Below are 12,429 nucleotides of genomic sequence, written 5' to 3'. Positions count from 1 at the left end.
ATCCTTGCTAAGGATTTAGGTTTTATATGCGTAATGAGAATGCAAAAAAAAATATCGATATCATTGGGATTGTGGGGGTGCCGGCTTGTTATGGTGGTTTTGAGTCACTTGTTCAAAATCTTGTTGATCATCAAAGTGAAAAAATTAATTATACGATTTATTGCTCTGGAAAGTCTTATAAGTCAAAAAGTAAAAATTATAAAGACGCTCAACTTAAATATGTACCATTGAAGGCTAACGGCAGTTCGAGTATCCCTTATGATATATTCTCACTGATGAGATCCATGTTCTGTAAGCCTGATGTTGTTCTCGTGCTAGGTGTTTCAGGTTGTATTTTTTTGCCTCTTTTTAAATTCTTTTCTTCAGCTAAGATTATTACAAATATTGATGGGCTTGAATGGCGACGTGATAAATGGGGGAAATTTGCAAAATGGTTCTTGAAATATTCGGAAAAAATTGCGGTTCATTATTCTGATACTATAATTGCAGATAACGAAGCGATATCAAACTATGTGTTAAAAGAATATGGAGTTAAAAGTAGTGTGATAGCTTATGGTGGCGATCATGCTATCGGGAATAAAGTAGTGGCTCAAGATAAGGATAATTATTACTTTACAGTTTGTCGCATAGAGCCAGAAAATAATATTGAAATGATCCTTGAAGCATTCAGCCAGACAAATAGCTGCTTTAAAATGGTAGGTAACTGGAATTCAAGCGCGTATGGGCGTGAACTAAGAAATCGATATAGTCCTTTCAAAAATATTGAATTGCTGGATCCGATATATGACATCAACATTCTCTTTGAGTACAGAAGTAAGTGTCGAGGATACATTCATGGTCATTCTGCTGGGGGAACAAATCCTTCATTAGTAGAAGCAATGCATTTCAATACGGCTATTTTTGCGTTTGATTGTGATTTCAATAGGTATTCCACTGAGAATTCAGCCTTTTACTTTAAAAATTCTAAAGAACTAGTTAACTTGTTGGAACAACGATCACAGGTGCTCCACACAGCTGAAGATGAGATTTGCGCAAATAAATTAAAGCATATTGCGGACCAACGATATACTTGGATTAATGTTACTAAACAATATGAAGATCTGTACTGATACATGAAAAATGTCAGTGCGGAAAAGCCTTTAAGGCACAACTTTACTACACAGTTGCGGCTAATTTGAGTTAACATAATTGATACATTCAAGCCACGTCTTTTGCGTGGCGACCACACCTGACAGGAGTATGTAATGTCCAAGCAACAGATCGGCGTTGTCGGTATGGCAGTGATGGGGCGCAACCTGGCGCTCAACATCGAAAGCCGTGGTTATACCGTCTCCGTTTTCAACCGCTCCCGTGATAAGACCGAAGAAGTCATCGCTGAGAATTCAGGCAAAAAACTGGTTCCTTTCTATACGGTTAAAGAGTTCGTTGAGTCTCTGGAAACACCTCGTCGTATCCTGTTAATGGTGAAAGCGGGCGCAGGAACCGACGCTGCTATCGATTCACTTAAACCGTATCTTGATAAAGGCGACATCATTATCGATGGCGGCAACACCTTCTTCCAGGACACCATTCGTCGTAACCGTGAACTGTCTGCTGAAGGCTTTAACTTCATTGGTACTGGCGTATCCGGCGGTGAAGAAGGCGCTCTGAAAGGTCCATCCATCATGCCTGGCGGTCAGAAAGAAGCGTACGAACTGGTTGCGCCAATCCTGACTAAAATCGCAGCCGTTGCTGAAGACGGCGAGCCATGCGTGACATATATCGGTCCTGATGGCGCTGGTCATTACGTGAAAATGGTTCACAACGGCATTGAATATGGTGATATGCAGCTGATTGCTGAAGCCTACTCTCTGCTGAAGGGCGGTCTGAACCTCTCCAACGAGGAGCTCGCAAAGACCTTCACCGAGTGGAACAAAGGCGAGCTGAACAGCTACCTGATCGACATCACCAAGGATATCTTCACCAAGAAAGATGAAGAGGGTAAATACTTGGTTGATGTGATTCTGGATGAAGCCGCGAACAAAGGCACCGGGAAATGGACCAGCCAGAGCTCTCTGGATCTGGGTGAGCCACTGTCCCTGATCACCGAGTCTGTATTTGCACGTTATATCTCTTCTCTGAAAGAGCAGCGTGTGGCGGCATCTAAGGTGTTGTCTGGTCCTCAGGCCAAACCCGCTGGTGATAAAGCAGAGTTCGTTGAGAAAGTCCGTCGCGCGCTGTATCTGGGTAAAATCGTCTCTTACGCGCAGGGCTTCTCTCAGCTGCGTGCAGCTTCAGACGAGAACAACTGGGATCTGAACTACGGTGAGATTGCGAAGATCTTCCGTGCCGGCTGTATCATTCGTGCTCAGTTCCTGCAAAAAATCACCGATGCCTATGCTGAAAATGCGGGTATCGCAAACCTTCTGCTGGCACCTTACTTCAAGCAGATTGCTGACGAATATCAGCAGGCGCTGCGTGATGTGGTTGCGTACGCGGTGCAGAATGGTATCCCGGTTCCGACCTTCTCCGCTGCGGTGGCATACTACGACAGCTATCGTTCTGCCGTTCTGCCAGCTAACCTGATTCAGGCACAGCGTGACTACTTCGGTGCGCATACCTATAAGCGTACTGATAAAGAAGGCGTGTTCCACACCGAATGGCTGGAATGAGTTGATTGATTCGTTGTGAATATAACCCGGAGACCTCTCCGGGTTTTTTTATGCTAAAAATAACGATTCGTTTCGAAGTTGTCTGAATGTTTGTCCTCTCGCGGGGATTACTCCTGGTTTGCCTTGACAGTTCTGTCGGGCAGGAGGTACAAAGCCCAACAGCCAAGTTTATCGCGATGGTCAGGCGACCATCTGTTCAGTTAACTTAAAGAAGTCATTAGCGAATGAAAATAACTATCTCCGGAACAGGCTATGTCGGACTCTCGAACGGTATTCTGATTGCACAAAACCATGAAGTGGTTGCGCTGGACATCGTGCAGGCCAAAGTGGATATGCTCAATCAGAAGAAGTCTCCGATTGTCGATAAAGAGATTCAGGATTACCTTTCTAATAAGTCGCTTAATTTCCGCGCTACCACGGATAAAGAAGACGCTTATCGCGATGCGGATTTCGTCATCATTGCCACCCCAACCGACTACGATCCTAAAACCAACTACTTCAATACCTCAACCGTTGAAGCGGTGATCAAAGACGTTACGGCAATCAACCCGAACGCAGTGATGATCATCAAGTCGACAATTCCAGTGGGTTTCACCAAATCAATTAAAGAAGAGTTGGGTATTGATAATGTCTTCTTCTCGCCGGAATTTCTCCGCGAGGGCAGGGCGTTATACGATAACCTGCACCCATCCCGTATCGTGATTGGCGAGCGTTCCGAGCGTGCAGAGCGTTTTGCTGCGTTGCTTCAGGAAGGCGCAATCAAAAAAGATATTCCTGTCCTGTTCACCGATTCCACCGAGGCAGAGGCCATTAAGCTTTTCGCCAATACCTATCTGGCGATGCGTGTGGCTTACTTCAACGAGCTGGACAGCTATGCCGAGAGCTTAGGTCTGAACACCCGTCAGATCATCGAGGGCGTGTGTCTTGACCCGCGTATCGGTAACCATTACAACAACCCGTCCTTCGGTTACGGTGGTTACTGCCTGCCAAAAGATACCAAGCAGCTGCTGGCTAACTATCAGGCGGTGCCGAACAACCTGATTTCCGCCATTGTGGATGCCAACCGCACGCGTAAAGACTTTATCTCGGATTCCATTCTGGCGCGTCAGCCGAAAGTGGTGGGTGTTTATCGTCTGATCATGAAGAGCGGTTCCGATAACTTCCGCGCTTCTTCCATTCAGGGGATCATGAAGCGTATTAAGGCGAAGGGCGTGCAGGTCATTATTTATGAACCGGCGATGCAGGAAGATGAGTTCTTCCATTCGCGTGTGATCCGCGATCTGGATGCGTTTAAGAAAGAAGCGGATGTAATTATCTCCAACCGTATGGCGGAAGAGCTGGCGGACGTGAAAGATAAAGTCTATACCCGCGATTTGTTCGGCAGCGACTGATCAAAATCGTGATATAAAAAAACCCGGCACTGTGCCGGGTTTTTTGTTTTTAAACGTTATAGAAGTTGCGGTACCAGTCGACGAAGTTTTTCACGCCTTCTTTGACTGAGGTTTGTGGTTTAAACCCAATAACGTCATACAGCGCTTTGGTGTCCGCACTGGTCTCCAGCACGTCCCCCGGCTGGATCGGCATCATATTTTTCACCGCTTCTTTCCCCAGCGCCTCTTCAAGCGCGGTGATGTAATCCATTAGTTCGACAGGTGAGCTGTTACCGATGTTATACACGCGATACGGGGCAGAGCTGGTTGCTGGCGAACCGGCTTCGACCGTCCAGTCGGCATCGGCCTGAGGAATAACGTCCTGTAGGCGAATAATCGCCTCCGCAATATCATCGATATAGGTGAAGTCGCGCTTCATCTTGCCGTAGTTGTATACGTCGATGCTGTTGCCTTCAATCATGGCTTTGGTGAATTTGAACAGCGCCATGTCCGGTCGGCCCCACGGGCCGTAGACGGTAAAGAAGCGGAGGCCAGTGGTCGGCAGGTTGTACAGATGCGAATAGGTATGCGACATCAGCTCGTTAGCTTTTTTGGTTGCCGCATACAGGGATACCGGGTGATCCACGGAGTCGTCAGTAGAAAACGGCATTTTACGGTTGAGGCCGTAGACAGAGCTGGATGAAGCATACAGAAGATGCTGAACCTTGTTGTGGCGACAGCCTTCCAGCACGTTCAGGTGACCTACCAGGTTAGAATCTGCGTAGGCATGCGGGTTTTCCAGCGAGTAACGCACGCCCGCCTGGGCGGCAAGATGGATCACGCGGTCAAATTTTTCATTGGCGAAGAGCGCAGCCATGCCCTCGCGGTCCGCTAAGTCCAGCTTGTGGAAAGTGAAACTCTCGGATTTGAGCAGTTCAAGGCGAGCGAGCTTGAGGTTAGGGTCATAGTAATCATTCAGATTATCAATCCCAACAACTTCATGCCCTGCATCAAGCAGGCGCTTACTGACATGAGAACCGATAAAGCCCGCGGCGCCCGTTACAAGAAATTTCATAGCTTCCCTCATTCACAGTGTTCTTGTTGATGTCCCAGGACATCAGAATCCGACTATGATAGCGCGTCGCACTTCACTTACATAACCCATCTTTCCGATATAACTCATCGTATTCTTATAGAAAAATCGCCAGCAACAGATACACTATGGAAACAAAATTGTTTTTGCCCTTTTTCATCTGTTAGGGATTGTATGACGCACAACAACGATAACCTGGTCACACGCAACAATGACCCGGAGCAAATTGATTTACTGGATTTAGTGCTACAGCTGTGGCGTGGTAAGTGGGTAATAGGGGCCGTTATTGCTGCTTTTATCGTTCTCGCCGTTGTTTACATCACTGTTGCTAAAGAGAAATGGACATCATCGGCTATCATCGCTCAACCTGATGCTGCTCAAATAGCTACTTATTCCAATGCGTTGAATATTCTCTATGGCGGTGCTGCTCCCTCAATGCTGGACATTCAATCTCGAGCTATCAGTCGTTTCAACTCTTCTTTCTCTGCTTTGGCACAAGCACTTGAGAATCAGGAAGACCCCGAAGAACTGACTATTGAACCTACTGTAAAAGGTCAAGGTTTACCTTTGACCGTAACCTACCAGGGGGAGACAGCTGAAGCGGCACAAAAGCAGCTTGCGCAATTTATCCAGCAGATCGATGAACAGACAGCAAAAGAACTGACGCTTGACCTCAATGACAATCTCAAGCAGCAGATCACAACCCTGAACGACTCCCTCCAGAACCAGGAGAAAGTCGCACAGGAGCAAAAAGATCTGCGTATTAAACAGATTACTGAGTCATTTAAGAATGCGGAAGCCGCGAAGATTACTACACCCCAGATTCAGCAAACACAGGATGTGACTCAAGAAACTATGTTCCTGTTGGGGACAGCAGCGCTGAAATCAATGATTGATAACGAAGCGTCACGTCCGCTGGTCTTCTCAGGCGCTTACTACCAAACCAAACAGAACTTACTGGATATTCAGAATCTCAACGTTAACCCAGACACTATTCACGTCTATCGTTACGTCATGAAGCCGAACCTTCCTATCCGACGCGACAGCCCGAAAATTGCTATTACCCTCATCCTTGCCGTTCTCCTCGGCGGGGTCATCGGTTCTGCTGTCGTCCTCGGCCGTAACGCGCTGAGAAACTACAAACCAAGAGCCTGATTTACACACAAAAAAAGACCGGGTTTCCCCGGTCTTTTTTATTTATGCCGTTTCCGCAAATTCTCAATCACCGTCGATAAATCCAGCTCCTGATCCTGAAGCAGTACCAGCAGGTGATACATTAAATCCGACGCTTCGTTCGTCAGCTCCTCCCGATCATGCACGGTGGCCGCCAGCGCCGTTTCAACGCCTTCCTCACCCACTTTCTGCGCAATACGTTTGGTGCCGCTGGCGTACAGTTTCGCCGTGTACGAGCTCTCAGGATCCGCTGATTTACGCTCTGCCAGCAGCTGTTCCAGCTGATAGAGGAACAGCCACTGGTGGCTCGCCTCGCCGAAGCAGCTGCTGGTGCCTTTGTGGCAGGTAGGCCCAATCGGGTTGACCAGCACCAGCAGGGTGTCGTTGTCGCAGTCTGGCGTAATGCTGACCACATTCAGGAAGTGACCCGAGGTTTCCCCTTTCGTCCACAGGCGCTGTTTGGTGCGCGAGAAAAACGTCACCTTGCCGCTGTCGAGCGTTTTTGCCAGTGCCTCCTGGTTCATGTATCCCAGCATCAGCACTTCGCCTGAAACGGCATGCTGTACAACCACCGGCAGTAATCCGTCAGTTTTTTCCCAGTCCAGCTGCGCCTGTTGTTGCTCTGTTAACATACCCTGATCTCCACGCCCTGGTCGGCCAGGTACGTTTTTAACTCACCAATATTGATAATCTGTTTATGGAACACGGAGGCGGCCAGCGCGCCGTCCACGTTCGCATCGCGGAAGGCTTCAAGGAAGTGTTCCATGGTGCCTGCGCCGCCGGAGGCAATCAGCGGAACCTGGCAGACCGCGCGCACTTTTTTCAGCTGCTCGAGGTCGTAACCGTTGCGTACGCCGTCCTGGTTCATCATGTTCAGAACGATTTCACCCGCACCGCGTTTTTGCACTTCCTGCACCCAGTCCAGCGTCTCCCATTGGGTGACGCGCGTGCGGCTTTCATCGCCGGTGTACTGGTTAACGTGATATTTTCCCGTCGCGGTATCAAACCAGGTGTCGATCCCCACGACAATGCACTGCACGCCAAAGCGGTCCGCCAGACGCGTAATCAGCGCCGGATCTGCAAGCGCAGGGGAGTTAATCGAAATTTTGTCCGCACCGAAAGAGAGAATTTTCGCCGCATCGTCAGCAGATTTAATCCCGCCCGCTACACAGAAGGGAATATCAATCACCTCTGCCACGCGCGCCACCCAGCTTTTGTCCACCACGCGGCCATCGCTGGAGGCGGTGATATCGTAAAATACCAGTTCGTCTGCGCCTTCTTCGGCATAGCGTTTTGCCAGCGGAACGATGTCGCCAATGATCTCGTGGTTGCGGAACTGCACGCCTTTTACAACCTGACCATCACGCACGTCCAGGCAGGGAATTATCCGTTTTGCCAGCATTGAATCGCCTCCTTCACCGTAAATTTGCCTTCCAGCAGCGCGCGACCCACGATCACGCCGCGTACACCGGTTCCGCGCAGAGCGGCGATATCCGCCAGGTCGCCGATACCGCCAGAGGACTGGAACGCCACCTGCGGATAACGCGCGCAAACCTCTTCATACAGCGAGACGTTAGAGCCTGCGAGCGTACCATCGCGTGAAATATCCGTGCACAAGACGTGCTTCAGCCCTACGGGGAGATACATCCCGACCAGCTCTTCCAGCGTTACGCCGGAGTTTTCCTGCCAGCCGCTGACCGCGACCTGCTTGTTACCCTGCGCGTCAATGCGTACATCCAGCGCCAGCACCAGCGCATCCGCACCGAAGCGGCGGAACCAGCCCTTGACCGTCTCAGGATCTTTCACAGCGGTCGAACCGACCACCACGCGCGCCACGCCCGCGTCCAGTAAGGCGGCAACATCGGCTTCCGTACGCACGCCGCCGCCCACCTGCACCGGGACGTCCACGCCAGCCACCAGTGTTTTAAGCAGCGGGATCTGGCGCTTCGCCGGATCTTTCGCGCCGGTCAGATCGACCAGATGCAACACCTCAGCGCCCTCGGCGGCGTAAGCCTGTAACCGCGGCAGCGGGTCGTTGCCGTAGTCGCGCTGCTGCCCGTAATCGCCCTGGTGGAGACGAACAACCGTGCCGTCAATTAAATCTAAAGCGGGAATTATCATCACATCTCCAGGAAATTTTTCAGCAGTTGCGCACCGGCGGCGCCGGAGCGTTCCGGGTGAAACTGCACGCCGTAAAAGTTATCTTTCTGCACGGCGGCGGTGAACGCCTCGCCGTAATTGCACTGGGCGATGGTGTAGGCATTCACGGGCATGGCGTAGCTGTGAACAAAATAGAAGTACGCGCCATCTTCAATACCCTGGAACAGCCTGTTGCCCGCCTTCGGATAAACGCGGTTCCAGCCCATGTGCGGCAGCGGCAGGCCGTGGTCGGTCATTTTCGGCACGTCTTCTTCAATAATGCCCAGCAGATCAACGCCGTTGCTCTCTTCGCTGCGGCGGCCAAGCAGCTGCATGCCGAGGCAAATGCCCAGCACCGGCTGAGTACAGGCTTTGATGAGATCTACCAGCTCGCGCTCATGGATCTGATCCATCGCCGCCTGGGCGGTGCCAACGCCCGGCAGAAAGAGTTTATCCGCACGCAGCACCACGTCAGGGTCGCGGCTCACCACCGGCTCGTAGCCGTGGCGCATAATCGCCGACTGTACGGAGTTCAGATTGGCGCATCCGGTATCCAGAATCACCACGTTCATTACAGCACTCCTTTCGACGAGGGCAGGGCGTCACCTTCCACGCGGATCGCCTGGCGCAGGGTACGGCCAAAGGCTTTGAACAGGCTCTCGACGCGGTGGTGATCGTTTTTGCCTTTGGTTTTCAGGTGCAGCGTCAGGCCCATGGTGTAAGAAAGCGAGCGGAAGAAGTGTTCCACCATCTCGGTGCTGAGATCGCCCACGCGCTGGTAGGTAAAGTCGGCTTTGTATTCCAGGTGCGGACGCCCGGAGATATCCATCGCGCAGCGCGCCAGGCACTCGTCCATCGGCAGAACAAAGCCGAAGCGGTTGATGCCGCGCTTGTCGCCGAGCGCCAGCTTCAGGGCTTCGCCCAGCGCCAGGCCGGTATCTTCCACGGTGTGGTGATCGTCGATATACAGGTCGCCCTTAACGGTGATCTCCATACGGAAGCCGCCGTGAGTGGCGATTTGATCCAGCATGTGGTCAAAGAAACCGACGCCGGTGTGGATCTTGCTGCCGCCTTCGCGGTCCAGCCAGACCTTCACGTCGATCTGCGTCTCTTTGGTGTTGCGTTCAACGTGGGAATAGCGGTCGCGTCTGGTGAGCTGCTCGCCAATCATTGCCCAGTTTAGCGTGTCGCGGTTATAGCGCAGGCCCGCAATGCCCATGTTTTCCGCCAGCGTGATATCCGTGACGCGATCGCCGATCACATAGCTGTTGGCTTTATCCAGCGCCTCTTCCGCCAGATAACGTTCAACAAGCTTCACTTTTGGCTTGCGGCAGTCGCACTCGTCGGCAGGCATATGCGGGCAGATCAGCACTTCGTCGAAGGCGATGCCCTGCGAGGTCAGCACCTGCATCATCAGGTTGTGCGGGCCGTCAAAGTCTACCTGCGGGAAGCTGTCGGTGCCCAGACCGTCCTGGTTGGTGATCATCACCAGCTTATAGCCTGCTTTCTGAAGCTTCAGCAGCACCGGGATCACATCGGGTTCAAAGGCCAGCTTGTCGAAACGATCGACCTGAAAATCGCTGGGTGGCTCCGAGATGATGGTGCCGTCACGATCGATAAAGAGATACTTCTGACTCATACTTTCTCCGCTTTCAGGGCGTCAATCACGCGCTGGCTCTCTGCACGGGTGCCGACGGTAATACGCAGGCAGCCGCTCAGGGTAGGTTGTTTATTCTGGTCTCGTAAGATAATGCCCTGATCCCACAACGATTTAAATATCGCGCTTGAGGCGGTGAAGCGCACCAGGATGTAGTTGGTTTCCGAGTCGAACACCTGCTCCACGCACGGAATCGTTTTAAGGGCATCAACAAGATACTGACGCTCTTCCAGGATCTGCGCCACACGCTCGCGCATCGCGCTGATGCCCTGCGGGGCCAGCGCCTGTGCCGCAATATCGGCAACCGGCGTTGAGAGCGGATACGGGGCAATCACTTTCAGCAGCAGGTCGATAACCGCTTTATTCGCCAGCGTAAATCCACAGCGAAGGCCGGCGAGGGCGAAGGCTTTGGAAAGGGTACGCAGCACAACGAGATGCGGATACTCCTCAAGCCAGCCTGTCAGCGTCGCCTGCGGGCAGAACTCAATGTAGGCTTCATCAGCGACGACCAGCGCCTTGCCGCGCGTCATCTCCAGCAGGGTGCGGATATCCTGCGGATGAATAATCTGCCCGGTGGGGTTGTTCGGGCTACAGACAAACACCACCTTCACGCCGTCAAGGTTATCGGCAATGCCCTGCAAATCCAGCTGCCAGTTGTCCAGCGCCTGCACGTTGCGGCAGGCCACGCCAAAGGTTTCGGCGCTGACGCTGTACATGCCGTAGGTGGGCTGGCAGTACATCACCGCGTCTTTACCCGGCTCGCAGAAGGCGCGGATCAGCAGCTCAATCCCTTCATCCGCCCCACGGCTGACCAGCACCTGCTCAGGCTTTACGCCTGCATACTGCGCATAGTTCTCGATCACCGCTTTCGGCTGACACTCCGGGTAGCGGTTCAGCGTCTGCTGCGAGAGCTCAAAGGCCACCGCCGTGGGATATTCGTTGGCATTCAGCCAGACATCGCCGTTGCCGCCAAGACGACGCGCAGACTGATAGGGCGTCAGGCGACGGACATTTTCGCGGGCTAATTCTTCGATGTTCATGCTTGCTCCTTCAGGGCGGCAACGCGCAGCGTCACGGCATTTTTGTGGGCAGTCAGGCGCTCGGCGGCGGCCAGGGTTTCAATGGTCGACGCCAGCGAGGCAAATCCCTCGCGGGAGAGTTCCTGCACGGTCATGCGCTTCTGGAAATCCGCCAGCCCCAGGCTGGAGCAGGTTGAGGTATAGCCATACGTGGGCAGCACGTGGTTGGTGCCGGAGGCGTAATCCCCGGCGGATTCCGGTGACCAGTCCCCGAGGAACACTGAGCCTGCGCTGGTTATGCTGTCGACCAGATCGCGCGCGTTACGGGTCTGAATAATCAGGTGCTCAGGACCGTACTGGTTGGAGATGGCGATGCACTGGTCAAGATCGCGGGCCACAATCAGGCGGCTGGCCAATAGCGCCTGACGCGCCGTTTCCGCACGCGGCAGGTCAGCCAGCTGACGCTCAACGGCGTCGCCCACGCGTTTTGCCATGTCGGCATCTGGCGTCAGTAAAATCACCTGCGAGTCAGGGCCGTGCTCGGCCTGCGAGAGCAGGTCAGAGGCCACGAAATCCGGTGTAGCGCCGCTGTCGGCAATCACCAGCACTTCAGACGGACCGGCAGGCATATCAATCGCCGCGCCGTCCAGACGCTGGCTGACCTGACGCTTTGCTTCTGTTACGTACGCATTGCCCGGACCAAAGATTTTGTCGACCTTAGGAATGGATACTGTCCCGAACGCCAGGGCAGAAATCGCCTGCGCACCGCCCACTTTATAGATCGCCTGCACGCCGCACAGCTTCGCCGCGTACAGGATCTCATCGGCAATTGGTGGAGGAGAGCAGAGCACCACCTTCTGACAACCGGCAATACGTGCCGGGGTGGCCAGCATCAGGACGGTCGAAAACAGCGGAGCAGAGCCGCCGGGAATATAGAGGCCGACGGACGCCACCGGTCGCGTCACCTGCTGGCAGCGCACGCCGGGCAGGGTTTCCACATCCACCGCCTGCAATTTCTGCGCGGTGTGGAAGGTATCAATATTTTTCACCGCGACGGCCATCGCCTGTTTGATGTCATCACCCAGACGATTGCTGGCATCAATGATTTCCTGCTCGGTAACCTGTAAAGCGCCGACTTCCGTCTTGTCAAACTTCGCGCTGTACTCGCGCAGCGCGTCGTCTCCGCGGGCTTTGACGTTATCGAGGATCTCCGCCACGGTGCGGGTGATGCTCTCCGAAGCGGAAATTGCCGGGCGCATCAGCAGCTCGCGCTGTTGCGCGTCGCTACAGGTATTCCAGTCGATGATTGTGTTAAAGCTCATGGTCG

At 52.8% G+C, this 12,429-nt stretch carries 12 protein-coding genes; 4 read left to right on the top strand and 8 right to left on the bottom strand.

The window, feature by feature from the left end:
* The first annotated feature begins 26 nt into the window (after window positions 1-26).
* The 3 genes from DD597_RS07400 to ugd all read left to right on the top strand — a co-directional run bounded on the left by DD597_RS07400 (window position 27) and on the right by ugd (window position 4,042).
* Window positions 27-1,109 carry a DUF1972 domain-containing protein gene (locus tag DD597_RS07400; protein ID WP_059356479.1) on the top strand — a complete coding sequence of 361 codons (1,083 nt, stop codon included), beginning with the start codon at window positions 27-29 and terminating at the stop codon, window positions 1,107-1,109.
* Between the two features lie 135 nt (window positions 1,110-1,244).
* A complete protein-coding gene (gene gndA, locus DD597_RS07395) occupies window positions 1,245-2,651 on the top strand; it encodes an NADP-dependent phosphogluconate dehydrogenase (RefSeq protein WP_045896134.1) in 1,407 nt (468 codons plus the stop codon).
* Window positions 2,652-2,875: 224 nt separating this feature from the next.
* Window positions 2,876-4,042, top strand: a complete 1,167-nt coding sequence (gene ugd, locus DD597_RS07390; RefSeq protein WP_045343191.1) for a UDP-glucose 6-dehydrogenase — start codon at window positions 2,876-2,878, stop codon at window positions 4,040-4,042.
* 49 nt (window positions 4,043-4,091) lie between these two features.
* On the opposite strand, the gene DD597_RS07385 is transcribed toward ugd, so the two are convergent.
* Window positions 4,092-5,096 carry an NAD-dependent epimerase gene (locus DD597_RS07385; protein WP_045896131.1) on the bottom strand — a complete coding sequence of 335 codons (1,005 nt, stop codon included), beginning with the start codon at window positions 5,094-5,096 and terminating at the stop codon, window positions 4,092-4,094.
* Window positions 5,097-5,288: 192 nt separating this feature from the next.
* Here DD597_RS07385 and wzzB point away from each other — a divergent pair, with 192 nt between their 5' ends.
* Window positions 5,289-6,269, top strand: a complete 981-nt coding sequence (wzzB, locus tag DD597_RS07380; protein ID WP_129256059.1) for an LPS O-antigen chain length determinant protein WzzB — start codon at window positions 5,289-5,291, stop codon at window positions 6,267-6,269.
* Between the two features lie 38 nt (window positions 6,270-6,307).
* On the opposite strand, the gene hisIE is transcribed toward wzzB, so the two are convergent.
* Genes hisIE through hisD form a run of 7 tightly spaced genes read right to left on the bottom strand, consistent with a single transcriptional unit; the run spans window position 6,308 to window position 12,424 of the window.
* Window positions 6,308-6,919, bottom strand: a complete 612-nt coding sequence (hisIE, locus tag DD597_RS07375) for a bifunctional phosphoribosyl-AMP cyclohydrolase/phosphoribosyl-ATP diphosphatase HisIE (protein WP_072139444.1) — start codon at window positions 6,917-6,919, stop codon at window positions 6,308-6,310.
* On the bottom strand, window positions 6,913-7,689 hold the full coding sequence (hisF, locus tag DD597_RS07370) for an imidazole glycerol phosphate synthase subunit HisF (protein ID WP_032659326.1): 777 nt from the start codon (window positions 7,687-7,689) through the stop codon (window positions 6,913-6,915). Before hisF ends, hisIE begins: the two co-directional genes overlap by 7 nt.
* The gene (hisA, locus tag DD597_RS07365) at window positions 7,671-8,408 is read right to left on the bottom strand and encodes a 1-(5-phosphoribosyl)-5-[(5-phosphoribosylamino)methylideneamino]imidazole-4-carboxamide isomerase (RefSeq protein WP_032654196.1); all 738 of its coding nucleotides are present in this window, start codon (window positions 8,406-8,408) and stop codon (window positions 7,671-7,673) included. Before hisA ends, hisF begins: the two co-directional genes overlap by 19 nt.
* Window positions 8,408-8,998, bottom strand: a complete 591-nt coding sequence (hisH, locus tag DD597_RS07360; RefSeq protein ID WP_015572396.1) for an imidazole glycerol phosphate synthase subunit HisH — start codon at window positions 8,996-8,998, stop codon at window positions 8,408-8,410. Before hisH ends, hisA begins: the two co-directional genes overlap by 1 nt.
* Window positions 8,998-10,065, bottom strand: a complete 1,068-nt coding sequence (gene hisB, locus DD597_RS07355; protein WP_129256058.1) for a bifunctional histidinol-phosphatase/imidazoleglycerol-phosphate dehydratase HisB — start codon at window positions 10,063-10,065, stop codon at window positions 8,998-9,000. Before hisB ends, hisH begins: the two co-directional genes overlap by 1 nt.
* On the bottom strand, window positions 10,062-11,123 hold the full coding sequence (hisC, locus tag DD597_RS07350) for a histidinol-phosphate transaminase (protein ID WP_032103469.1): 1,062 nt from the start codon (window positions 11,121-11,123) through the stop codon (window positions 10,062-10,064). The genes hisB and hisC overlap by 4 nt, the downstream gene beginning before the upstream one ends.
* Complete coding sequence (hisD, locus tag DD597_RS07345; RefSeq protein WP_003859490.1) at window positions 11,120-12,424, bottom strand: histidinol dehydrogenase; 1,305 nt, start codon at window positions 12,422-12,424, stop codon at window positions 11,120-11,122. Before hisD ends, hisC begins: the two co-directional genes overlap by 4 nt.
* Between the last annotated feature and the right edge of the window lie 5 nt (window positions 12,425-12,429).

This window comes from Enterobacter cloacae complex sp. 677-3DZ2D5B, assembly GCF_004136695.1.
GTDB classification, from domain to species: domain Bacteria; phylum Pseudomonadota; class Gammaproteobacteria; order Enterobacterales; family Enterobacteriaceae; genus Enterobacter; species Enterobacter hormaechei_C.
This window is presented reverse-complemented; position numbering and strand designations above follow the sequence as displayed.

Coding starts and splice junctions, on each gene's coding strand:
- hisH (WP_015572396.1), bottom strand. CDS start 8,998: ATGAACGTGGTGATTCTGGATACCGGATGCGCCAATCTGAACTCCGTA.
- hisC (WP_032103469.1), bottom strand. CDS start 11,123: ATGAACATCGAAGAATTAGCCCGCGAAAATGTCCGTCGCCTGACGCCC.
- wzzB (WP_129256059.1), top strand. CDS start 5,289: ATGACGCACAACAACGATAACCTGGTCACACGCAACAATGACCCGGAG.
- hisIE (WP_072139444.1), bottom strand. CDS start 6,919: ATGTTAACAGAGCAACAACAGGCGCAGCTGGACTGGGAAAAAACTGAC.
- hisF (WP_032659326.1), bottom strand. CDS start 7,689: ATGCTGGCAAAACGGATAATTCCCTGCCTGGACGTGCGTGATGGTCAG.
- gndA (WP_045896134.1), top strand. CDS start 1,245: ATGTCCAAGCAACAGATCGGCGTTGTCGGTATGGCAGTGATGGGGCGC.
- hisA (WP_032654196.1), bottom strand. CDS start 8,408: ATGATAATTCCCGCTTTAGATTTAATTGACGGCACGGTTGTTCGTCTC.
- hisB (WP_129256058.1), bottom strand. CDS start 10,065: ATGAGTCAGAAGTATCTCTTTATCGATCGTGACGGCACCATCATCTCG.
- DD597_RS07400 (WP_059356479.1), top strand. CDS start 27: ATGCGTAATGAGAATGCAAAAAAAAATATCGATATCATTGGGATTGTG.
- ugd (WP_045343191.1), top strand. CDS start 2,876: ATGAAAATAACTATCTCCGGAACAGGCTATGTCGGACTCTCGAACGGT.
- DD597_RS07385 (WP_045896131.1), bottom strand. CDS start 5,096: ATGAAATTTCTTGTAACGGGCGCCGCGGGCTTTATCGGTTCTCATGTC.
- hisD (WP_003859490.1), bottom strand. CDS start 12,424: ATGAGCTTTAACACAATCATCGACTGGAATACCTGTAGCGACGCGCAA.